Source organism: Candidatus Poribacteria bacterium, from assembly GCA_009839745.1.
Lineage (GTDB): Bacteria > Poribacteria > WGA-4E > WGA-4E > WGA-3G > WGA-3G.
The window spans coordinates 1-23736 of the sequence record VXPE01000008.1; the positions used below are offsets into that span (position 1 = coordinate 1).

26 protein-coding genes are annotated in these 23736 nt (G+C 47.5%); 11 read left to right on the forward strand and 15 right to left on the reverse strand.

Annotation, left to right across the window (positions count from 1 at the left end; genetic code table 11):
* Window positions 1-224 precede the first annotated feature (224 nt).
* From F4X88_01475 to F4X88_01520, 10 genes are all read left to right on the forward strand, one after another.
* Window positions 225-917, forward strand: coding sequence for a DUF262 domain-containing protein (locus F4X88_01475; GenBank protein ID MYA54941.1), 693 nt, complete (start codon window positions 225-227; stop codon window positions 915-917).
* Window positions 918-1069: 152 nt separating this feature from the next.
* A complete protein-coding gene (locus F4X88_01480; protein MYA54942.1) occupies window positions 1070-2371 on the forward strand; it encodes an HNH endonuclease in 1302 nt (433 codons plus the stop codon).
* Window positions 2372-2664: 293 nt separating this feature from the next.
* Window positions 2665-2964 carry a transposase gene (locus F4X88_01485; GenBank protein MYA54943.1) on the forward strand — a complete coding sequence of 100 codons (300 nt, stop codon included), beginning with the start codon at window positions 2665-2667 and terminating at the stop codon, window positions 2962-2964.
* A 256-nt stretch (window positions 2965-3220) separates the two neighbouring features.
* Window positions 3221-3412 carry a hypothetical protein gene (locus tag F4X88_01490; protein MYA54944.1) on the forward strand — a complete coding sequence of 64 codons (192 nt, stop codon included), beginning with the start codon at window positions 3221-3223 and terminating at the stop codon, window positions 3410-3412.
* On the forward strand, window positions 3391-4236 hold the full coding sequence (locus F4X88_01495) for a hypothetical protein (protein ID MYA54945.1): 846 nt from the start codon (window positions 3391-3393) through the stop codon (window positions 4234-4236). The genes F4X88_01490 and F4X88_01495 overlap by 22 nt, the downstream gene beginning before the upstream one ends.
* 256 nt (window positions 4237-4492) lie before the next feature.
* Window positions 4493-5443: a cysteine synthase A gene (cysK, locus tag F4X88_01500; protein MYA54946.1), complete on the forward strand. Its 951-nt coding sequence runs from the start codon at window positions 4493-4495 to the stop codon at window positions 5441-5443.
* Between the two features lie 41 nt (window positions 5444-5484).
* Complete coding sequence (locus F4X88_01505) at window positions 5485-6252, forward strand: phosphoadenylyl-sulfate reductase (protein ID MYA54947.1); 768 nt, start codon at window positions 5485-5487, stop codon at window positions 6250-6252.
* A gap of 45 nt (window positions 6253-6297) precedes the next feature.
* Window positions 6298-6579 carry a MoaD/ThiS family protein gene (locus F4X88_01510; GenBank protein MYA54948.1) on the forward strand — a complete coding sequence of 94 codons (282 nt, stop codon included), beginning with the start codon at window positions 6298-6300 and terminating at the stop codon, window positions 6577-6579.
* A gap of 174 nt (window positions 6580-6753) precedes the next feature.
* Window positions 6754-7218, forward strand: a complete 465-nt coding sequence (locus F4X88_01515) for a M67 family metallopeptidase (protein MYA54949.1) — start codon at window positions 6754-6756, stop codon at window positions 7216-7218.
* Between the two features lie 47 nt (window positions 7219-7265).
* A complete protein-coding gene (locus F4X88_01520) occupies window positions 7266-9560 on the forward strand; it encodes a hypothetical protein (protein MYA54950.1) in 2295 nt (764 codons plus the stop codon).
* A gap of 114 nt (window positions 9561-9674) precedes the next feature.
* Here F4X88_01520 and F4X88_01525 read toward each other — a convergent pair whose 3' ends face one another.
* The 13 genes from F4X88_01525 to rsmI form a co-directional block, all read right to left on the reverse strand.
* Window positions 9675-10745, reverse strand: coding sequence for a Gfo/Idh/MocA family oxidoreductase (locus F4X88_01525; GenBank protein ID MYA54951.1), 1071 nt, complete (start codon window positions 10743-10745; stop codon window positions 9675-9677).
* Between the two features lie 48 nt (window positions 10746-10793).
* Window positions 10794-11231 carry a HEAT repeat domain-containing protein gene (locus F4X88_01530; GenBank protein MYA54952.1) on the reverse strand — a complete coding sequence of 146 codons (438 nt, stop codon included), beginning with the start codon at window positions 11229-11231 and terminating at the stop codon, window positions 10794-10796.
* 51 nt (window positions 11232-11282) lie between these two features.
* On the reverse strand, window positions 11283-11684 hold the full coding sequence (locus F4X88_01535) for a hypothetical protein (protein MYA54953.1): 402 nt from the start codon (window positions 11682-11684) through the stop codon (window positions 11283-11285).
* A 204-nt stretch (window positions 11685-11888) separates the two neighbouring features.
* A complete protein-coding gene (locus tag F4X88_01540) occupies window positions 11889-12302 on the reverse strand; it encodes a hypothetical protein (GenBank protein MYA54954.1) in 414 nt (137 codons plus the stop codon).
* Window positions 12303-12477: 175 nt separating this feature from the next.
* Complete coding sequence (locus F4X88_01545; protein ID MYA54955.1) at window positions 12478-13197, reverse strand: phytanoyl-CoA dioxygenase family protein; 720 nt, start codon at window positions 13195-13197, stop codon at window positions 12478-12480.
* Window positions 13198-13242: 45 nt separating this feature from the next.
* Window positions 13243-13968, reverse strand: coding sequence for a phytanoyl-CoA dioxygenase family protein (locus F4X88_01550; protein ID MYA54956.1), 726 nt, complete (start codon window positions 13966-13968; stop codon window positions 13243-13245).
* Between the two features lie 145 nt (window positions 13969-14113).
* On the reverse strand, window positions 14114-15457 hold the full coding sequence (locus F4X88_01555; GenBank protein MYA54957.1) for a radical SAM protein: 1344 nt from the start codon (window positions 15455-15457) through the stop codon (window positions 14114-14116).
* Between the two features lie 122 nt (window positions 15458-15579).
* Complete coding sequence (locus F4X88_01560; protein ID MYA54958.1) at window positions 15580-16062, reverse strand: hypothetical protein; 483 nt, start codon at window positions 16060-16062, stop codon at window positions 15580-15582.
* Between the two features lie 129 nt (window positions 16063-16191).
* A complete protein-coding gene (locus F4X88_01565) occupies window positions 16192-17061 on the reverse strand; it encodes an EamA family transporter (GenBank protein ID MYA54959.1) in 870 nt (289 codons plus the stop codon).
* 12 nt (window positions 17062-17073) lie between these two features.
* Window positions 17074-18048, reverse strand: coding sequence for a Gfo/Idh/MocA family oxidoreductase (locus F4X88_01570; GenBank protein MYA54960.1), 975 nt, complete (start codon window positions 18046-18048; stop codon window positions 17074-17076).
* A gap of 29 nt (window positions 18049-18077) precedes the next feature.
* The gene (locus F4X88_01575) at window positions 18078-18767 is read right to left on the reverse strand and encodes a TVP38/TMEM64 family protein (GenBank protein MYA54961.1); all 690 of its coding nucleotides are present in this window, start codon (window positions 18765-18767) and stop codon (window positions 18078-18080) included.
* Window positions 18768-18800: 33 nt separating this feature from the next.
* Window positions 18801-19769 carry a 3-hydroxyacyl-CoA dehydrogenase family protein gene (locus tag F4X88_01580; GenBank protein ID MYA54962.1) on the reverse strand — a complete coding sequence of 323 codons (969 nt, stop codon included), beginning with the start codon at window positions 19767-19769 and terminating at the stop codon, window positions 18801-18803.
* Window positions 19766-20464, reverse strand: coding sequence for a 16S rRNA (cytidine(1402)-2'-O)-methyltransferase (gene rsmI / locus F4X88_01585; protein ID MYA54963.1), 699 nt, complete (start codon window positions 20462-20464; stop codon window positions 19766-19768). Before rsmI ends, F4X88_01580 begins: the two co-directional genes overlap by 4 nt.
* 59 nt (window positions 20465-20523) lie before the next feature.
* On the opposite strand from rsmI, the gene F4X88_01590 reads away from it, so the two are divergent.
* On the forward strand, window positions 20524-21360 hold the full coding sequence (locus F4X88_01590; protein MYA54964.1) for a hypothetical protein: 837 nt from the start codon (window positions 20524-20526) through the stop codon (window positions 21358-21360).
* 17 nt (window positions 21361-21377) lie between these two features.
* On the opposite strand, the gene F4X88_01595 is transcribed toward F4X88_01590, so the two are convergent.
* Both F4X88_01595 and F4X88_01600 read right to left on the reverse strand, forming a co-directional pair.
* Window positions 21378-22841: a hypothetical protein gene (locus tag F4X88_01595; GenBank protein ID MYA54965.1), complete on the reverse strand. Its 1464-nt coding sequence runs from the start codon at window positions 22839-22841 to the stop codon at window positions 21378-21380.
* 44 nt (window positions 22842-22885) lie between these two features.
* Window positions 22886-23736 (reverse strand): transposase (locus F4X88_01600; protein MYA54966.1); only part of this gene is annotated, 851 nt, incomplete at its 5' end.

Here is a 23736-nt window from a genome sequence, read left to right on the forward strand (position 1 = left end):
CGCTGCCTTTCGACAAGGCAGCTTGAATATCATAATATTGTCCAAACTTTAGTAAACCAAGAGTGTGATACGATACCAATCTCACTCGATGGACCACCAACGGCATAAGGATACTTATTATAACACCTGTCGAATTTGCACAACAATATGGATCTTAACTTTATTGATTTCTGGTCTAAATTAACGTTAGCACTTCATCAACGTATGTGTGGAGAGTATTAAAAATGGATGTGACGAAAGCAACAGTAAATGTTTTGTTTGAACCGAGTGTGCAGTACGGGATTCCTCTCTTTCAGCGGCACTATGTTTGGGATGAGGAAAATCAATGGCAATTCTTATGGGAGGATATTAAAAAAAGTCAAAATCTTCCGAAAGAAGACTCTTCCGTTCATTTTACCGGGGCTATTGTCGTACAGCAGAAAGCGACCCCTGCAGGCAATGTTCCAAAATATGAAATTATTGATGGGCAGCAACGGTTAACAACTTTTCAAATCATCCTATGTGTGATAAGAGATATATGCAAATTACACGGGTATAATGAAATTGCGGGTGATGTAAGGCGCTATATACGAAATCAAGGTATGCTACTCAGTGAAGATGAACGATTTAAACTCGTTCCCACTAAGTTTGATAGAGTCTCATTTGTATCCTTAGTTAATGAGCAAGCAGATGAGAGTACGGGACGGATCCATTTAGCATATCTTTATTTTAAAGAAAAAATTAATAATTATGTGAAGGGCGATCAGGAAAAGGCACTTTCCTTATTTCGTTCTATACTACACTACTTTGGCTTTGTTCAAATACTCATTGATGGTAGTGATAAACCTGAAAAAATATTTGAATCACTCAATGCTAGAGGCAAAAATCTACTTCAATTTGATTTGCTTAGGAATGACTTGTTTCTTCGTGCTAGGTAGTGTTTACATTGTGGCTCCGGATCCAGTCATGGCAAGGCTTCCATAGTTCTGCAATATCCATTTGATCTATAGACGTAAATTCTGATAGGCACTGACTTCCGGACGATTTTTATGATGGAATGTAAACACAACGTAGTGAGAATAGAGATAGTTTGTACGAAAAGTACTGGGATCATTTTGAAGACGCTTACTGGGATCCAGAAGAAAAGTCCGGAACGTCATGTGAATTGTTTCTCCAACATTTCCTTATGGCAAAGTTAGGGACAGAGAGTGTTAAACCAGAATTCAACGTGTATCAAAGACGGTATTGCGAAAAAGTGAAGGATACCTATGGAATAGAACATGAATTTTCTGAATTAAAGCGGTATTCCGATATTTATACGGAAATGACAGATTGTGCCGATAATTCAGAAATAGGACAGAGAATGAAGTTTTATCAAACATTCAACCTCACAACGTTGCATCCCTTCATATTATTTGTAAAATGCGAAGTGGGTGTGTCTGGAAACGAACTAACTCGCGTCTTTGATATTTTGGAGTCTTATACGATTCGACGTATGCTGTGTTACGGGGGTAGACGCAGTCTTCTGAGATTCAACGTCTTTTTTTCTCAAAACATTAGAGACCTGAAGAAGAACGGTTTTAGTTTAGAAAAGTTCATAAAGTTGTTGGATGATCAATGTTCGGATACTCACAAATATCCAGATGATGATGAGATACCCTCTGCGTTACACACCCGTTATGAGGAGCAGTCTGTGCTTTTTCCAGACGATTCTAGCATTGTTTTTCCAAACAATAGAACGATTCGGGCTGCCTTGGAAGGACTCTGGGGAAACACTGCTGGCGCACTTAAGCAAAGACTCATTCGTTATGTCTTGTATCGAATTGAACTGATGAAGCATGACCAAGATAGCTACCAGGAACCTATAGTTTTTGGAGAGGATCTAACTTTAGAACATGTCTTGCCGCAAGCATGGAAAGAAAAGTGGGGTTTACCCATCTCAAAAGGAACTATCACCTATGATGAAGATGGCAGCAACCTCAAAATTGGTGTGAACAGAGAATTAGAAGAGGATAGTGCTCTTTACGCTGACTTGTTTACTGATGAATACAAAAAAAGAACTAAGGACTGGAAAACTAAGTCCTCAAGAGAAGGATTAATAGATGAATCCTATCTGGATGCATTTAACCTCGCATTGGCAAGAGATCATTGTTTGGAAAGTATAGGAAACTTAACACTCATCACCAGGAGATTGAACTCCAAGCTAGGAAATTCCCGTTTTCCTGAAAGACGAGACGTGTTAAGTGAACATTCGATCCTAAAGCTGAACAGAGAAATTTGTGAACACGACACATGGGATGTCAATAAAATTCAAGAAAGAGCGGAGAGGCTAATCAGTGATGTTTGCCGAATATGGCCGTCCCTTGATGCTTTTAAGCAAGGGAACCCATAGATCGTCCCTATGGAGGTATAGCGAAATTTCGGTTATAAACAGCAGGAGTGTCTTTGTTTCAATTACACCGAGTGTAGGATGCTGTAGGAAAGGGACGCGTTAATAGTTATGTTTACCAAAGGTTTCCCAAAAACTCGTAAGTAGCAACTTGGGTTGATTAACTAAAGTTTGGGCAATTTTATGATGAGCAAATGTCGTCCCTACGGGGCTGCGGTGTATTGCCATCGAAAATTTATGCAACTCTCTCAAACAAGATTGCGCTACAATACCACTCTGAATGAAAGGAGCATCCGATGCGGAAACGCAGGAAATTCATCCCCGAATTTAAAGCGAAAGTCGTTCTTGAGGCACTCCGCAAGGAAACTTCACACGCGGAACTGTGTCAGCGATATAACCTCAGTGAAGATCAACTCTCGAAGTGGAAGCGTCAACTTCTTGAAAATGCGGAAACCCTCTTTCAATCTACACAGAAGCCACCCAAGGAAGAACAGCAGCGGATCGCACACCTGGAGAAACAGGTTCGGAAATTGAGGGTGGCAATCGACATCCATAAAAAAGCAGAGGCTTTTTTGAACGCTTCAAAGAAGGATTGAGGGATAAGAGGATTGATACGCTAATTAGAACAGGACCTACGCAGTTTTGACTGTAGTCCGCTCTGTTAGAAAGGGATTCTGTAAAAAATGCTGATGATCTCTTGGCACAAACTAACGGTCTCCTATGCTACAAAGAGTCACATGCGTAAGTCCTCATAAAATAAAATTCAAAAAAGTTAAATGCTTCTATTTCGGCTTGACAACCTCTCCAAGATACAGTACAATTTATCCTACACTTTTTCCAAAAGAGCAGCTCATGAAACAGATAGGTGGTAGTATCACCGCGGTCGACGGTATCCGAGCAGCAGGCATCTATGCGGGTATTAAAGCAGTAGAGACAAAGAACGCTGCACTGATTGTTACCAATCTCCCAACGACTATGCCCGAAGAAAGTTGCAATGCCTCGGAGAGGTATGGAGAGGTAGGATGTCCACTGATAACCCGATGACAGATCGGGATTTTTTAGATCCAGTCTTCAAAGAGGTTATGATGTCTAACTTCGCTCAACTGGCTCTACCTATCGAAACGCAAGTGGAAATTAGTCGACTTCCTCGAACGATGGATGCCCTTGTTGTCCTTGAAGAGACTGCCGAACGTGAGAAAGTTCGTACGCAAACAGTTTTCAATTATTTTCGAGTCCACAATCAGATTGAATTCAAAGGGAAAGAGGATCCGCTAACACGGGACGGGTATAACCTGATTCGAGGACGCAGCTATTTATATCTTGGCGAAAAGAGAATCTCTGCGTCTTTAATGACGGTTACAATCATTTCTGCTCGACAACCGAGGAACGTCCTCTATCACTCATCTTTTGATGTGAACTGGGAATTGGAAAACGCAGGACATTACAAAAGTACAGACCTCTTTCCTGTTAACTTATTTGTGTGCAACGAACTCGAACTTAACAAAGAAAATTACCCGCTTCTGCTGTTTGCAGCGTCAAAGGAGAAGTTTCGCCAGTTTGTCGAACGAATTGTAGGCGAAAACAATATAACCTATATTTACTATGCCTCGCGTGTGGAGCCAGAAATTACAAAGGAGATCTTAAAAATGGCAGGAAAACAGAGTTTATACGATAAACAACTTCAGCGAATTGTTGATAGCATGGGCACAGATATACTGAAAAAAATGACCGCTGAAGAACGCATGCATGGGTTAACAGTTTCTGAAAGGTTAGCGGGTCTTAAATTAGAGGATTTACGCACTTTGGATCCGGCAGTGAAAGCAGCACTCCTACAACTGTTGAATCAACCCGATGAAACGCAGGTTTAAAACAGAGAGCAATTATCAATGGCTTTCAGCCTTGCGAATTCTGATGGGAAAAGTGCCTTCAGAAGGTAAGTCCAAATCTGATTGGCAACACACGCAAGTCTTTAATTTTTTGTACCAAAAATTTACGCACCCTGTGAACATACCAAATTTGACTTTTTGTGGTGTTTATGGTATACTTTAAAGTGGAATTTTTTAGGCTATTACGCTTAAAATAGGGGTGTGGCAGCGGTATCGTGTGTTGTTATCCGCAGGAAAAATGAGAATCGCCAAAAATCTGACAGACCTCATCGGGAATACACCAACGATCCGTCTGAATGCCCTGACCGGTAAGGACGATGCAACTATTTTCGCGAAATTGGAGGCATATAATCCCGGCGGCAGCATCAAGGATAGGATTAGTTATGCGATGGTCGTCGATGCGGAAGAACGCGGTATCCTCAGAAAAGGAGATACCATCGTTGAGCCTACCGCGGGTAACACAGGTTTGGGACTCTCTATCGTGGGTATCGCGAGAGGGTATCCTGTCACTTTGACGATGCCGGAGAACGTCAGTCGTGAAAAATACGAACTCCTTTCCGCCTTCGGCGCGAAAATCGTGCTAACACCCGAACACGGGGGTATGGCAAGTGCCATCTGGGAGGCAGAAGAGATTATCAGACGGCACGCACGGCACTATATGCCGAACCAGTTCACGAATCCTGCGAACCCGGAGATCCATCGACGCACGACTGCGGTCGAAATTCTTAAAGCCATCGGTAGCAACATCGATTTTATTGTTATCGGGGTTGGAACAGGCGGCACATTGACAGGCGTTGGAGAAGTGTTGAAGACAGAGTGTCCGCATGTGAAAGTTGTCGCAGTGGAACCGCGGGTTTCAGCCGTGCTTTCCGGGGGTCCTCCGAATCCGACGCGAATTGATGGTCTCGGCGCGGGAATGATTCCTGAAGTGCTCAATGTAGATGTCATTGATGAAGTCATCACGGTCTCCGAAGAAGAAGCCTATCAAACAATGAAATCCATTTCAACAAGCGAAGGTGTGTTAGTCGGTATGTCGTCGGGTGCGAATGTTTACGCTGCCTTACAGGTTGCAAAAGATCAAGGACCGGATAAAACTGTCGTTACGATCCTCCCTGACACAGGGGAACGTTATTTCAGCTTGAGTCGTTACTTTGAAATCGAATCGGACATCATGGAGGCACTCCCTTAAAGTGTCCTGTATGGAAACCCAGTGGAGTTTGCCCTATTACTATGAAGCCAATTGACAAAGAATTGAATTATTCAGTAGACGACGCTCTCTGTCAAGAAATTGCCTTGACGGAGGCCCCTCAAGAAATCCTTTTCTCTCTGTTTAAGCGGTTCAAAGAACGCGCTGCGATCGTCACGAGTGGACAACTTTCCGGCATGGTGCTGATTCATCTCGCTGCTGAGAACCAATTGCCGTTCCGAGTCTGTACGCTTGACACACTTCGACTCTTCCCTGAGACCTACACTTTCCTTGAACAGGTGGAAGCGCGTTACGGTATCCAGATCGAACAGATCCAACCCGATCCCGAAGAAGTCCGTCAAATGGTGACAGCGCACGGGGAATATCTGTTTTTTGACAGTAAAGCGAAGCAGGAATACTGTTGTCACATGCGAAAAGTGCGTCCGATGCAACGGCTCTTGGAAACAGTGGATGTCTGGATAACGGGTCTACGGCGAGATCAGTCGGATGCCAGACAACAACTCCGAAGATCGGAAATTATATCCTCAACGAAACACCCAGTGCTTAAGGTGAATCCGCTTATTCAGTGGACAACGGATGAGGTGTGGCAGTTTGTCCGTGACAACGAAATTCCCGTGAATCCGTTGCTCGAAGCGGATGCCGAAGGTCATTATTATGAATCGCTTGGGTGTGTCATTTGCACAACACCTATAAAGCCGGGTGAATCGAAACGCGCGGGACGGTGGCGTTGGCAGAACGCACCCACTTCAGAAGAAAATACCAAAGAGTGTGGACTCCACTACTCGATTTAACTGACCGAACCGCAAGGTAAAATTAAAAAGGAGAAAATTCATTTCATGTCTGTAACAGTCCGTATTCCAACCCCGCTGAGACGCTTGACGCAAAACTTGGCAGAGGTTGAAGCAGAAGGTGCCAATATTGAAGGCATCATTGATAACCTTGAAGTCAACTATCCAGGGATGAAAGAACGTCTCTGTGATGACGGCGGCAATATCCGTCGGTTTGTAAATATCTATCTCAACGATGAAGACATCCGCTTCCTTGATGGAAAAGCGACCGCTGTCGAAGATGATGCCGAAATCTCAATTATTCCAGCGATCGCTGGCGGACTTTTTTAATTACTTGCTTCTGAGCTGCTGCGTCCGATGTCCTTTCAGATATAAAATTAGTAAAGGACCTTTCATAACCCAACGTAAGTTTCTTAACAATTTTAGAGAATCAACACAGAATGCCCGTATGGTATTCCGTGGGGGTGGACAACGGACACTCCACTCAGACACAATCGTTAAAAAATGATAACTTTGAAGCAAGAAACCCTCAGCGAGATTTGTGACCACGCGAAATCGGAGTTTCCCAATGAATGTTGCGGTGTCATTCTGGGGACCGAAACGCAAGAATTCGTCCGGAAATGCCGAAACATACAGAACCAACTGCATCAGGAGGACCCAGACACATATCCACGCGATGCTCGCACAGCCTACGTCATACATCCTGATGATTTAATCGCCGTCCACAAAGAGGCTGACACACAGCAACGACAAATTAAGGCGTTCTACCACTCACATCCAAATCACGAGGCGTACTTCTCGGAAAAAGACAAAGCAGATGCAATCGTATGGGATGAACCCGCTTATCCGGGTGCCACATATCTGGTTATCTCCGTTTACGACACCGAAATACGCGCAGTAAAGGCCTTCGCGTGGGACGAAACCGCGAAAGATTTTACTGAGATTGACGGTCCATTTGAAGAAACCTAACCCGGTAGAAGGAATCTTCCAAACACGACTCCATTGAGGCGAAAATCATGCAACGCTTGCGAGACCTTTTGGTGTGGCTTGCAAACAAAAGTCAGCAATTGATGCCTGACATGCGCGTTGTTAAAGCCTCTACCCTCCGCGCCTACATTGGACTTATCGCCTTCTCCGCTGCTTCCGTTGCAATCGGCTTAGGAATAACCCTCCAAAAATACACTGTTTTTGAATATCACTCAAACTCCGAGATCGTCGGCTGGCTCAGTGTTAATGAATACCCGAAACAACAAGAATACTTTTTCTATCTGTTGGCGCTGCTGGGCATTCCAGCGGCAATATACCTGTACTGGCTCGGGTGGTGTGTCTATTCGCGCTGGTGTGCAGAACGAACCGCCCAACCGATAGCGCGTGTGCTGAAAGCAAACGCGTTAGCATCCATCCCGTTATGGCTCTGTTGGTTACAGGTCTACCACATCGGTCAGAGCACACTAACAGGCTTACTCCTACCGATTAGTTTATCCATTTCGCTGAAAGTGGTGTTGCTGTCCAAGCAGTATTTCCCTACGCTGTGGAATTCAGATGTTCCTGATGATACAAGCGAGGGTGCTGCGGAAAAGGGCTTGAAATCTCCACCGCCACTGAACGAACCGCAAGGTATAATTAAAAAGCGGGGTGGACTCGAATACATCATCCTCCCGATTTTCATTTATCTCCTTACCTACTCTGGAAACATCCACGGCAAAATAGATTTGTTTCACGAAGGTGAACGGCTGGCGCCTCTCAATGAGATGCTGCACGGCGCGGTGCCGTTTCGGGACATCTATATCCAGCACGGACTCTTCCAAAATGTTTATTTGGCATGGTTTGGTAGTCAACTCTTTGAACCGACCCTGTTCGGTGTGCGTTCAATGGAGGATATATTGGATCCACTCGGCTATGTTGCGCTCTATATGCTCGGTTTGCAAGTATTCCGTGGTAGATTCTTGACCGCTTTTATCTGCGTGTTGATTGCCTCTGGAACGGGATTTTGGGTAACTGCGCGGCACAGCCTCGGTTTAATCAGTTTCGCCTTCGTAGCGAACTCCCTGACGCACTTCCACAGGACTCGCACCAACAAGGTCCCTACTTATGTATGGAGACTGCTCCTCGCTGGACTCTCCACGAGTGCGGCGTTCTGGTATAGCACTGAAATTGGGCTTTATACACTGGGTGCGATCGGATTGTTCCTTGTGATATATGTGTTCCAAGGCGGCTTTGGCACAGAAAATGGAAGTAGACAAACGAAGCGGGAAAAAAACATGAGAGAGTACCTACCGCCTTTAATCAGTTACGGCTGCGGGGTGCTGTTAGGTTTCTTCTCGGTAGGCATCTATTTTCTGTTCCACGGTGCCTTAGATGATGTCATCTGGAATTCCTATATCCAGTGTCGTTATCAGCTCGCAACGTGGGGACTCGCTTTTCCATCTCTATCTGAAACACTTACATTATTGTCAACGGACGGATGGCATGTTTTTGTCTTAAGTGATGGTTTTCGATGGTATCTGCCTGTCTGTATCTTCTTGATTGTCGCGGCGCATCTGACATATCGAGGCTTATGTGGGACTGTATCGGAACCGAACGCGATGAAACTCCTACTCCTCCTGCTCGGTGGTATCGCCTTCTTCCGAACTGCATTGGGACGTTCAGATGATGGACATCTGATTTACGGCGCGACTTTTTTATGGCTGCTCTGTCTGTTTCCATTAGAAGGTGGCATTTTCAAAATGCTCCGTGCGTGTCTATCGTTTTTAAGGGGTAACGGACATTGGCTACACGCCTTGAAAGCCGCATGGGTGCTGATCGCAATAGCAATATTCTGCTGGTATGTTGGGGAAATCCATCAACCGCTGGTAAGGTTTCATGAGAAATGGCAAAGGCTGCGTCAGAATCCGTTCAAAGAACGGGCTGTAACGCAGGAATTAGCGCGCGCAGGAAAGGTAAACATTCCGAACGATCAGGTTGAACAGGTTCAAAAGGTGGTCGCTTATATTCAGGAAAATACAGCAGAGAATGAAAAGATTTTCGATTTTACGAGTCAGGGTGCCTACTATTTCTTCGCAAACCGACTGAGCGTTACCCGATTCCATCAAGCCTCGTATGCATCGACACCGGAAATGCAGCAAGAAGTTATCTCAGCACTTGAAAGGGACAAAACACGTTTAGTGATCTTTAAAACGGGCGGTTGGTTCGATGCCGTTGACGATATCCCGGTCGAGGAACGGCATCCGTTGATTGCGGCATACCTACAGGCGAACTATGCGCTCGCAGTGAACATCAATGATACAGAGATTTTACTGCGAATTTTTTAAACTGGCGCCAAGCGAGCAACAAAAAAAACCGCCTAACAACGTTCCCACTATAAAATCCGCAAGCCGCCGATGTTGGCTTGCTAACAGCATTCCTCGTCCCAAGAAGCATTTGGTCTACATGCCATTTTGCTGTTCGACGAAGATTCGGTAGATGTCTTCAAAGAGTCTGACATCTGTGAGGGTATCCTCGGCTGAAGAGCGGAAAGGTTTATCGTTGCGGACATTCGCCACAAAGTATTCTGCTTCTCTGTGATATGCCCAGGTCCAGCTTGGTCTCGGAATCGGACGGGTGATTTCCTGTTCTTCCCCAGCACGATAGACCTCGACCTCTGCAGGCGTGTTTTTCAAAAGTAACGGGGGTGCCCACGTATGGACCCATCCGTTCTCAAAATAGATTTGACTGTGCTCATCCCAGCGGTAATGCGAGACATGTCCGGTCTCTAACGTCACACGAATCCCGTCCATATCGAAGATAACAATACCAGAATAACCATTCGCGTCCAAATCAACGACTTTGACGCTCACTTTGTCGCCAGCATCAAGAAACCAGCGCATCAGATTGATATTATGCGTGTACTGTTGGAGGTATCCCAAATAAGAACCTCGGTACTGCTCCGGTATCCATTCTGGGGTTTTGACGGGTGCGCTCGGCTTCGTTTCTGTTGTGCCATCCATGTGGGTATCGAGATTACACACCCAATCCCCACCGAATCCGTGATTCCTTGCATACGTCAAGCGTCCGAGTTCGTTTGTTTCTCGGAATTGCGCGACTCTTGCCTTGACGATCTCGTTTCCGGCATCGTATCGTTTCATGTAGCCGACCATCAACTTTTTGCCAGACTTTTGTGACGCTGCTACAATCGCCTCGGCTTGTTCAACGGAGACAGCCATCGGTTTCTCCATGAAGACGTGCTTACCTGACAGAAGGAGGTCCCTCGCGATTTCACCTTGTAATGCGAAGTCCGCAGATACCGCGACTGCTTCAATATCGGGGTTTTGCGCGAGTTCATCATGGTCCCGGTAAAGTTGGGGAATACCGAAACGGGTCTGGACTCTTTTCCCGAGTTCCGTACGCACCTCTGCGAGTCCAATGAGTTCGCAGTCGGGGATGCTTGTAAAATTTGGGATGTGGACCTTCTGTGCCATGAATCCACAGCCGATATAACCCAATCGAATTCTTTCCATTCTTTTAAATTTTCCTTGCGGTTCGGTCACGCTGATTTCCGATAGCTATTAAGACGCGTGGCGCGATTCTATCTGTTCAACGGCGGTTTTAGCCCCTTCCCGCACGAGTGCGGAGGCATCGTCTCGGGCGAGTTGTTTCAGTTTACCGAGACTCAGACTCGCCTCCAGTTTACCGAGAGCGACCGCGACGAAATAGCGAACATCGGCATCTTCGTCGTCCAGTGCTTCTAAGAGTGCGTTCGCATCCGTGAGTGCGGCAAGGTGTCGGTCGGCATCACCGATATTAATCAATGCTTGCGCGGCGAGCCGCCGCGAATGGATGTCTCCGTGCAGGAGAGAGGTGAGCAATTCGTCGTTCCCTGTCGGGATAACCCCCAAGTTATCCCAGTCACAATCCAAACAGAACCATGAATTGCCATCCAACCGACGGAGATTCGTATTTCCACACGAGGGGCAGGTTTCCCCAAATTCTTGTTGCTGACTCATATCCACTGTCCTTGGTTACGACACACGAGGTGTGCCCACGACTTCTCCAATTCACACATTTTCAGGCGTCACAGTTTCCTCGACCGTAGGGTTCCCTTCCAGTTCTGGTAACTCGCGCCAGATTTCAGGACCCTCTGGCTTGAAATTAATGGTCGCAATGAACTGCATACCGTGATAGAAGTTGATTTTGAATTTGCCACCCCCGAAATTTTTCCTGAGATATTCCAATGGGGTTTCAATCAACGGACCCATTTCGTCGGCGTGATAGAAAGCGAGAGGTTTAAATCGCACTGTATTGCCGACAGGTTCTTGCACGAGTAATTGCGCAGACGTAGCAGGAAAAAGCACTTGAAAGGCTTGCCAGAGATCCGAAACAGTCGGCTCCAGCTTCCCGATGCGTTTTTTAAAGTCGTTCTCAAGGTATTCTGAGAAGGTATTAAAAACCCATTCCATTTTTTTAATTATGGGCTCCTGGGCATCGTTCCCTGTGAAAGCCTATAGAGGCTTGCAGGACAATGTTCCACGATGGCTCCTGGTGAATCGCGACCCGGTTAGGAACATTTACGGCTTTTAAGATTGTTTTCTCTACAGCGGTGCCTTTAAGAAGTCCTTCCAATCAAAATTGGGCAGAGGAAACTCCTCTGTGGCTTCGCATTGTCAAAATGTCGCGGCTTTCTCGAAAAACTCGATATCCACACGTTCAACACCGGCTTCCCGTGCGTTTTCAGCGACGCGCTGGACAACCATCTCGCGGACAAATGGGATTGGTATCCGTTTGACCCGATGCTCGACTTCCTCTGTACAAGCAACTGTCGTATTATCCAAGTAGGGACCGTCCTGAAGTGCCACTCCATCCGGATGATCGCAGGTCTCTGGCACGAGTTGTTGCAGTCGCATTGAGACGTAATTGGTCACCCACTGCTTGAACTCTTCAGTGTTCTCCGTATCAACTTCACTGACATCGGAACGCTGTTCCAACTTTCCGTTGATACTGACGAGCAGACTCTCCAGACGTGCCAAGCGTTGTTCTACATCCGTAAGCCGTTCGTGTGCATTTGTTTGCTCACTCATTTTTTCAATTTTCCTTGCGGTTCGGCTTTTAATTTTACCTTGCGGTTCGGTCAGGCGGGTTGATCAATGAAGTGCCTCCCCGTAGACCTAGGGGAAATGCCCAAGCAAAAACCCTGCGCCGATGTTGCAGGCTAAAGGTTTAATATTTTGTTCAAGAAGCGTCAACAACTATTGCTCAAATAACCCAATATTTCCAGAGGTCTTCTGGAATTTCGTATTTAATCTCCTCCCGTTTTTTATGGGAGTAGCGTGCGAAGATCCCAAAACGGGGAGTATCTTTGACATTTGCTGACCCGGTATGGCAGAGAAACGCATGCCACAGCACGACATCACCCGCAGCCCCGATAAACTCACGCGGTCCTTCTGGGGATAAATCTGACAGCACATGCCATCCCCACTCCTCAATATCGTAAAAACTGCCATCGATCTGTTCCGGATATTGCAGGAAGTATTTGTGGGTTGAATAGTGGCTCTGGGGCCAAAAGACGAAGGCACCCCCGCCGGGTTTGACATCATAGAGATAAGTTGTTGCCCCGATCATAAACGGACTCCAGCCACCGGGACCGTATGCGTCAATGTGTCCGCTACCGGGCATCGACCATTTCTCTTCAGGGGCGGGCCATTTGACGAGGGGTGAACCACCACCCCCTGTAAATTGCCCACCCCCGAGCTGCTCGGTAATCTCTTGCATCACAGGCAACTGTCCAAACAAGGGCGAGAAACTGAAGTTCTGCACCACATAATCGCTGGGCCATGTCTCCGGTGTTTCCAAACTGGAATTAAAATGCTCCCATATCTGGGTTCGCCATCCCTCAATTATCTCGGGATCGATTAAATTCTTAAGGACAAGGTATCCGTGTTCCTGAAAAAATGCTATCTGTTCTGCTGTAAGCATCTGGGTTCCCTCTATCAGTAAAAGACTGATGGCTGATAACCATTTTTAAATTGCCCAATATTTCCAGAGATCCTCTGGAATTTCGTATTTAATCTCCTCCTGTTTGTTATGCGCATACCGTGCAAAGAGACCGAAACGGGGAACGTCTCTCACATTTTCCGATCCGGTGTGGCAGAGAAAGGCGTGCCACAACACAACATCACCCGCCGCACCAATAAACTCACAGGGTCCCTCCGGCGATAAATCCGAGAGTACGTGCCAACCCCACCCCTCAATATCGTAGAAACTGCCATCAATCTGCTCTGGGTATTGGCGGAAATACGTGTGGGTTGACCGGTGACTGCGGGGCCAAAAGATGAAAGCCCCACTTTTGGGTTTAGCATCATAGAGATAGGTCGTTGCCCCCAACATAAAGGGACTCCAGCCAGCGACAGCACCATACGCATCGATGTGTCCGTCGTTGGGCAGTGCCCAGTCTTGTTTAGGATTGGGCCATTTGATAATCGGTGAGCCGCCACCGCCTGTAAAAAATTGTCCGCCCCCAAGTTGCTCGGTGATCCCTTGCATCACAGGCAGATGCCCAAATAACGGTGAGAAGGTGAAACCCGGAATCTCATAGTCGTTGGGCCACGTCTCTGGCGTTTCTAAGCTGGAATTAAAATGGTCCCATACCTGCGTCCGCCATCCGTCAACCACTTCAGGGTCGATTAAATTCTTAAGGATAAGGTATCCGTTTTCCTGAAAAAATACTATCTGTTCGGGTGTGAGCATGCGATTCTCCTTCTCTCTATAATACCAAAAACGAAGCCCATCAGCAAAGCGGAGGGGTTTTTGCTTGGGTATTTCTGCGGATTTCTTCGGATTTGAGAAAGGCACTTCAAAGTTCAAACGCACGACGTTTAACCGCAAGGAAAAATTAAAAACGTTTCGGTCTGAAAGATGGGATACCCGTTTTATCAAATCGTTTCTTGACGGCTTGCATCAGTTCAGGGGTAACCTCGCGATGCCCGTGTTCGCGTGCGTATTTTTCAACGCTTTTGACGACCATCCCCCGCGCAAATGACGGCACACGCTTCAACCTTTTTTCCGCTGCGGGTGTCCACTGTAAATCGTAATCGGTTTCCGTTGCAAAAGCAATCTTTTTTTCTATTTGGACAGGCGGTGTGCCATATTGACCGGGCTGATATTCACACGACGCGTCTTCGGCAAGATAGTTGCCAGTCGTGGCGTATGCACGCGCCCTGCAACCGCCGCAAACTTCTTTGAATTCACACGCGCCGCATTTCCCCTCAAGCAAATCCCGATTTCGCAGCTCCTGAAAGGTCTTCGATTCATTCCAGAGTTTGACGAAACTCTCATCTTTGAGGTTACCGACACTAACAGGTAGATAGGGACAAGGGGTCAGATCGCCTTCAGGCGTGATACGGCAGTAGTAGATACCACACGGACAGGTGCCACTGGGGTAACCTTGAAGGAACGCAGAGTCGGATTTTTGTTCATAGATGACGCGTTTGTAATGTGGTGCGCATTTCGCGGCGATGAGCATTTTTCCAGCATACGCCGCCTGTAACTCGAAAAACGTTTCAAACGCTTTTTCGTATTGTGCGGGTGTAATGTCCATCACCGTCTTACCCCTTCCGGTTCGGACGAGGAAGTAAAGATTCAGCACCTTCGCACCGAGTTGATACGCGTATTCTACAATTTCTGGAATCTCGTCGTAATTCCACTGTGTCACGGAGGTCTGAACGAGGAAGTCGAGTTGTGCGCGTTTGAGTGCTTCTACACCGTTCATCGTGGCTTTCCACGCGCCCTCCATTCCACGAAACCGATCATGGTTTGCCGGCTGGATAGAGTCGAGGCTAATACCTGCCCCGGTAACACCGTGCTGCTGCATCTTCTCGACGACGCTATCGTTCAAAAGGACGCCGTTTGTGCCCATTACAACAAGAAACCCGGTATCGGAGGCATACTTCGATATTTCCAAGATATCCGGGCGTAATAAGGGTTCACCACCAGTGAGAATCAGGAGGATGTGCGGGTTGATTTCGGCTATCTCATCAATGACGCGAAAACACTGTGCTTGGCTCAATTCCGCGTCCCTGGTGTATTCATGAGAGCCTTGAATATCGGATAGGTGGAAGTTTCCGTTCGCCACCTCGTTTGTGTCTACAAATCCTGCGGGAAGGTAACAGTGTGTGCACTTTAGATTACACAATCGGGTGATATTCCATGAAACTGCTTGGACTTTTGTGTCTGTCATTTTTTAATTATACCTTGCGGTTCGGTCAGCTGGGACTGATACATGAAGTGCCACTCCGTAGACCCGCCTGCGCCGATGTTGCAGGCTACCGGTTTCGGGAAGTTTTGAAGAATGTTTTGAAATTAGTTTTTTAACAGCAATGTGAGCGCGAAGACAATTAATCCGGTTACCAGCATCAAACCTCTCCACACATTGATATACGGGCTTGGGTCATGATATGTTTTGTCATCAGGGGGGGTAGCCTCAAGGTGTCGTCGGTAGAGCGAACTATATAAGCCCCAACAGAGTGCCATTACGCCGAACGCCGCAAGTTTCGCGACAAACGTTAACATATAGGTTCCGAAATTACCGTCACCACTCCCTGTGAAAAAGCCATTATTCCATGCAACAATAAAAAATACCATCGCGCCTGTCGTCAGTAGCACATGAATCATCAATCGGATCAAGACCCGAAAACGATTGTGAATTGCTAACAGATTTTGCGGTGGCAAATTGCGTTGTAGCATCGGCATCGCGACGAAGGTAGAAAAGATAACACCCCCGAACCAGATGATCGCCGCTATCAGATGGACACCTCGAATGATAAGCTCTACGCTCTCCCGCATTCTTTTCCAGAATCCCTATTTTTGATAAATGATACCACATTTTGCGCCCAAAGTCAAATTTGTCTTTGCGCTACACATCCGATTCAAAGTCAAATCAAACTGTGGATGGCGAGGTGCTACGATAACGAGTCACGGTTTCAAATTGACGAAAATCAGGGCAACCATTGCGAGTAATGCCCCGATGAGAGGGATTCGCCCCAACCGCTCATGGAGGAATACCATACCAACGAACATCGTGAACAGCACACCCCCCGAACTTGACATCGGAAACGCAATCAACGCACTCACCTTGTCCAGTGCGATGAGGAGCGCCCAACTTCCAGCGACATTACAGATACCTATTAACACACCGTAGAAGACCTCCCACCAATTCGGCCACGTTTTCTGATAGAGGCATATCCCCAGATAGATAAGTGTGGCAACACCGAACAACAGACTCATGTAAAGGGATTTCTCATCAACAGGGCACATTTCGTTGAAGGCTTTCATGGTGAGTCGTGAGATACCGGTGATAATCAGGATCGTAATCGCAACGGCGAACCCCAGACCTTGCGGCACTTCCGGTCTGTCAGGCGTAAATGTGTAGGTTGGCTCCTTTTCCCGCTGGCTGAGGAGCGGAATCGCCACGAAGGTTAAGAGGAGTCCTATGGCTTGCCAGAGATTGGGGATCTCCTTCCAGAACAGCATCGACACTACAATCGGGACCACGATCGATAGCCTAACGAGTGCCGCCGTGACAACAATCCCACTGAGTCGGATTCCAAGCGTAAACAACTCAAACCCGGCAGCGTAGGTCACACCGTTTGATATACCTAAGGCGAAGGTTAACTTTGAGAATTCAAAATCCTGTTCCTGTGACAGAACCCAGATGCTGATAAAGGAAGCAACAAGATAATTGACAAAGCCGATCGGATTTAAGCGTTGTTGATTATCCTTGGCATGCTTGAGAAAGAGCCCAAAGCCGGAAAGTAGGACGATGTTGAGAACAAGGAAAAGCATTTTAATTTTACCTTATTCCATCGGCAACGCGACCTTGGTCCCCTCTTTCGCGGATTCATAGGTTGCCAAAACGACTTCTACGGCGTGTTTTCCACCCCTACCGTCAATCATCGGGGTTCTGTTCTCTCGGACACAATCGACAAAATGTGTCAATTCACCCACAACACCGTGCGGTCCATCTCGATCAGGAACGATTTCTTTCCAGTCCTCGCCGCGTTTTTTGAGATAAGCGAGATCGGCTGCCATATCTAATCGGAGTGAGCCTTCGGAGCCGTCAATAATGGTTTCGTTAGTGCCGCGTGCCCCGAGGAAGCCCCCCCATCGTAAAATACCGACCGCTCCGGAATCGTAACGGATGAGGGAGACGGTGTAATCTTCCCAATCGTCATGCCCAGAAAAACTGCCGACCTCAGCAGCGACAGTGATCGCAGTGCCGCCGAACCAATTAATCAGATCGGATTTGTGGATGCCGTTTTCCAGAAGTCCACCGACAGTGCCGTACCAACTTTCGGGACGATTGCGCGGGGCATTATAGGGACCCGTGTAATCAGTCTCTATGTAGGTAATGTCTCCGATGTCACCGGCATCGATCATCTGCCTACCGAGTTCGTGGACAGGATAGAAACGTAACACCTGCCCGACCATCAGGTGTGTTCCCGCCTTGTCCGATGCCTCGATCATTGTGTCTGCATCTGCGAGGGTCAATGAGAGCGGTTTCTCGCAGAACGCATGCACGCCCGCCGCAGCGGCATCAACGATTACCTGCGTATGCGCGATAGGCGGTGTTGCAACGACGACGGCATCCACAACAGCAAACAATTCGTGATAGTCTTGGAAGGCGCGAATCTGATGCCGTTGGGCGACGGCTTCTGCTGCGTCCAAGCGGAGATCTGCTACACCTACAAATTCACAATTTTCAACATTCGGGAGCGAGTTGCAATGGGCGTTTCCCATGCCCCCGACTCCGACTACACCTATGCGAACCATTTTGAACCTCCTCTTTTAATAACTGAAGACTACTTTCGCATTAGCCACCTTATAATTGAGATTGCGATGACGATACCAAAAGCGAAAAGAATCCATTTGATGTGTGGCGATGCACTCTCACCGAGGTAAGAATACACCAAGGTAGCTGGCATTTGACCGATCCCGGTGGCGATCCAAAATCCGAGAAACCGCATCCGAGTTGTCCCTGCAAAATAACTGATAACATCAAAAGAGATGAACGGCATCAAGCGAGCAATAAGAATGGCGTAAGTGCCATATTTTTCAACGAAATCGTTTGCTTTCTCAACTGCTGGTTGACTGATGAGCCGCGTAATCCGTTGGATACCGAGATAACGGGCAATATAGAAACAGAAGGCCGCGCCAACCATCGAACTGCTCCACGACAAAAGTGAGCCCCACCAAAATCCAAAGAGCGTGCCGTTTGCAAAGGTAATCAGAAACGCTGGCAAAGGCGCGATGACGCTCTGAAAGACCATGAGGATCGCTGATACAACAGGCGCGAGGGCACCATAACTCGCGATGTATGCTCGTGCTGTCTCAATACTCTGAAACGCTGCAGTGAGCTCGAGGCAATACTCCCAAATTCGTCTATGGTAGATACCCCCAATCACGAATCCAATCAGCACCACAAGCAATAATATAATACGAGGCTTTTTGTGGACGGAGACCGAGCGGAGCCTGCTTATAATTTTAGACATCTTTGTGAACGGAGAACCCACTGCGTGTGCCTACTACTTTGCATCTTTTGCTTGCTGTATTAATGCGTTATTCATTCGCTCCCGAAGTTGCTGTATTTTCTCATCTGTCCAACTGTAAAAGCCTTCCTTAGATTTTACGCCGAGCTTCCCGGATTCAACCATCTGTCGGAGGAGCGGATTGATGTCAGCTGCGCTATTCAGATCCTTATAGAGTTCCTCAAAAGCGGCAAGGACAAGGTCCCAGCCTGCGAGTTCAAAAACTTCAAAGGGACCGGCGACGCTGAGTCTCCTACCAAAACTGTTGCGGACGACGAGATCCACGGTCTCTGCGCTGGCGATACCTTGCTCCACGATAGCGAACGCTTCCCGAATCAAAGCAGCCTGCAGTCGCGGTCCGACGAAACCGAGTGCCTCATTCTCAATAATCGCGGGTGTTTTACCGACCGCTGTTAGGAGTTCAAACGTTGCCTCAACCGTTTCATCAGATGTATCAGGACTGCGAATCAGCTCGACGAGTGGAATCAGATAAGGTGGATTAAAATAGTGGGTGTTGAGTATCTGATCCTTGCGCTCAGCGTTTACACCGATTTGGCTCGGCATCAATGCCGTCGTATTGCTCGCCAAAATTGTGTGCGGTGGACATATCGCGTCTAATTGACCGAATATTTGCTGCTTGAGTGCCAAATTCTCAGTAACGGCTTCCACGACGAAGTCAGCATTTTCCGCGACTGCTTCAAGTTTCGTGGAGGTCTGGATTCGGTGTAGGGTTTGGAAAATATTGTCCTCTTGAATAATGGCATTTGAAGCGAGTAGATTTAGATTTTGCTCAATTTGGGTGCGTGCGATTTCGAGTTGCTCGTTGGTGACATCGTGCAAACGGACACGGTATCCCGCGCTTGCAAATTCCTGCGCGATGCCGTGTCCCATCAGTCCTGCACCGATAACTGCAATTTGTGAGATTGGGCGCAAGCCTATAGAGGAAACCTGCGGGACAGTAGTCATTTTTTCTCCTTTGCGGAAAAGCCGGCAATAACAATGGTAAATTCCCCGCGCGGCTCGGTATTTCGGAATTTCTCCAACGCTTCACTCACAGTCCCACGAAATACCTCTTCAAACCGTTTTGTCAACTCGCGTGCGATGACAAGGTCGCGTTCACCCATCACTTCAAGGACATCCTCAAGGAAACGTTGGAGCCGATGTGGGGATTCAAAAAGAATTAACGTCCTTTCTTCATCAGCAAGTACACCCAACTGACGCTTTCTTTTTCCAGATTTTGGAGAAAGGAACCCCTCAAAAACAAAGTTATGTAGGGGTAGCCCGGAGATGGATGCCGCTGTGGCGACCGCCGATGCCCCAGGAATAGGAACGATTGGGATTTCTGCAGCGATGCATCCACGTAAGAGCGGATACCCCGGATCGGAGATGATCGGCGTGCCAGCATCTGAAACGAGCGCGATTGTCTCACCCGCCTTCAAACGTTCAATCAACTTCTCTCCCTTCATCTGCTGGTTGCCTTCAAAGTAACTGGTGAGCGGGGTCTGGATATCGTAGTGCGTCAGCAGGCGGCGTGTTTGGCGGGTATCCTCAGCGGCGATGAGGTCCACCGCTTTGAGGATACGGAGTGCGCGCAGGGTAATATCTTCTAAATTCCCGATGGGTGTGCTAACGAGGTAAAGCGTGCCAAACGGCGTGTTCATTTTATCAGTCGATTACCATTCCCTTGCGATATTGTGTTTTTCATGCTAAATTACGAACGATGAAAACTACCTACACTACGCTATGTCTTCTCTGGTTGATAGTCCCAGTATGTGCGGAGACGACCTCTGACAAAAGACCCTTTGAAGCGGCGCGCCCCCTCTATGTCGGTGCGCGGGCATTAGGGATGGGCAATGCCTTTACTGCTGTCGCTGACGATGCGAGCGCAGGCTTTTGGAACCCCGCTGGACTCATTCAGTGGCAGGGTGTGAAACTCTTCGCCGTCAACAAGTTTCACGACCGAAGCGACTACCGATTCGACCCGAAGGGTATCGGCTATAGCTACCGCGGCTATAGCCTATTTTGGGGAAATAAAATCGCCATCGGTGTCGACAGTGGTGTTCCCGATTTCAACTACTACGGTATCGCTCGCCAGCTCGGTCCATATCTTGCTGCGGGACTCAGCCTTAAGTTTAAACGACGACACCCCTCCGAGGTCTATCAATTTTTCGGCTACGAGACGGCATACGACCTCGGATTGCTTTTCAAACCACGTCCGAATCTCAAGTTCGGGTGCCTCGCGCAGAATCTCGAGGGGTATGGCATTCAATGGCTGACCCTCGGTATCTCCTATCGTTATGCCGAGCATTGGTTGCGAAGTGCGCCTTGCGAATTTTCAATCGATTTCGCGCTTCCCACCGAAGGCAGAACACCGGAATTATACATCGGTGCGGAGTGGCATCCCTTTCCGATACTCCCGCTCCGTCTCGGCATCTCAAACGGTTCACTCACAGGCGGAGTCGGAATTACATGGAGAGAGATTGTTTACATCAATTACGCCCGAATTTCCGAGAAGCCTTCCGCCTCTGATTTTATTGAATTAGTTATCAGTTTTTAATTTGATCGTGCGTCCAATTAAAAAACCTCTTCCCACTCCAATGCCTCTGGATTCCATTCAAACTGCTGCAATGGACCAAACTTGAGGTTGACCGTCAAACTCTTCGGGGTCGGTGAACTGTCAAACAGATTGAAATCTCGGACGACAACGTAGGTGTGCTGTCCATCAGTAATGGTTTGGCACGCCTCAATGAAGTCGTCGAGGTTACGGATCTGTTTTCCATTTATATCAAGAATCACGACTTTAGAGTTCCCATTCCGCTCCTGTAAACCGACACGTGAGAAGCTACTGCCAGCGGCGGCGTGCGGCAAATAGACACCATCGGCTTCTAAGAAGAGGATCCGTCGGAGTTGCGGCGTAATATCGTGAAAGACAGCCCCCCCAAACCTCACAAAACGACGCACCTTCTTCGCCTCTAAGTCCTCCACGGGGACATCCAGTTTGAAGTTTTCGCCGTTCCGATAGACTTCTAACGCAACACTTTTGCCGACGTTCCGGTTCAGGATCGCATCAAAGGTATAGAGGTCATCTCTGATTAGTTCATTATCTATACGATAGATAATATCGGAGGCGCGGAGGATGGTTTCCCCTGTTGTGCGTGGGACCATGGATTCAATCTGAATGACCTTGGGGGTTCCGGCTTTGGAGGGACCTATCTCTTTTCGCAAAGCAGTTGGGAAATTGAAGTGTTTGATGGCTTCTCCAATAGAGACGAGTTCTAAATCGACACCGACCTCGCCGCGCTGGATTGCCACTTTGTTGCGGATCAATTCGAGCGCATCGTAGAGGTAATCAATCGGTAATTCAAAACTGGAAGTGTCTGTGCCGCGTGCGTGAATAGCAATGACCTCACCGGCGGTATTCCACACAGGGCTTCCACTTGAGCCGCCTGTGCGGTCGAACGTAGTGTGGATATAACTGGAGTGCCGGTCGCCTTTATTGACGTTGAGGTTCGTAATTCTGCCGAATTTGATCGTATATTCCTCTTTCTCGTTGTTCCCAATGAGCAGGAGTTCATCTCCGAGGGCAAGTTCTCCCCATTCGCCGAGTTCAACGGCTTGCAGCTCAAAATCAACCTCATCAGGATTAATCTGATAAAATCCGAAGTCGTGTGTCGGATCGTAGTAGAGGATACGGGCTTCGGTAAAACTACCATCGTGAAAATTGATTTTGATGTATGCCGGGCTGCTACCGGTGACATGGCGGTTTGTGGCGATAATCCCACGTTCCGCATCTACGACGAAACCGGTGGCGAAACTTGTGCCTTTTGCTTCCGTCTCAAAGACTATTTCAGAGGAGGTTTCGATGTTCACAACCATCGGCTTATAGGCAGCAACCTGCTCTGTCCAATCGTGTTCAGCATTGGCACTTACGCCTAATAGGAAGAGTAAGAAAACGGTTAAGACTGTCCTGCTTGTTCGGTTTTTTACCACGTTTTTGACACTCCCACAGCTAAAGCAGTGGGATTCTTGTTTCGTCATTTCGTGCCTCCTTGTGGAGGACTTACAGAAACTCCACAAGCGTTTTACGTCTCGGTATATCCTACCGCGACCTGTTTTAAGTTGAGTGCTGCGTTGACATCTCTATCAAGAAACGTTCCGCAGTTACTACAGTGATACTGTCTATCTGACAGCGTTAAGTCGTCTTTTTTATGTCCGCAGGTGCTACAGTTTTTAGAACTCGCAAAGAACTGATCCGCCTGCATAATGGGGATACCCAGTGACGTGGCTTTCGTCTTAAGTTTCTCAAGAAAACCTCCGAGTGCCGTATCAGATAACGCCTTTGCTAACTTTCGATTCTTAAGCAGGTTCGTAACCTGTAGCGTCTCAATACCGATCCTCGAAACACACTTGAGAATATCGGTTGTCGCTTGATGGTGGGCATCGCGTCGGATACACGCAATCCGATAATGGATACGCTCTACTTTTCGCTTTTGCTTGTACCAGTTCTGACTCAAGAAAACTTTACGACTCAACTTGCGTTGTTCTCTCTTGAGTTTTCGCTCATATCGCTTCAGAGGTTTCGGGTTCTCATACTTTTTACCAGTGTCAAGCGTTGCGAGCGTCGAAATGCCTACATCTATACCGAGAGTGGGGTAGATAGAACGTTCTATCTGCTCAGGTGTTCCAATATCGGTATGAGACGCAAAATAATCAATAAACTCCGATGATACAGGACATCGTTCGATAGGAGGCTCAACTTCTACAGAGACGGACGCAAACCAACGATGTGCTGTTCTTGATATGGTAACAGATACGATTTTCCCCTTAAAGCGCAATGCCTCAAACGTCTTTATCCAACCGATCTTAGGCAACTTGAGGCGTTTGCCTTCCATACGGACGGACTGCTCATCGGTGGTGTAGGAATGTTTGCAAC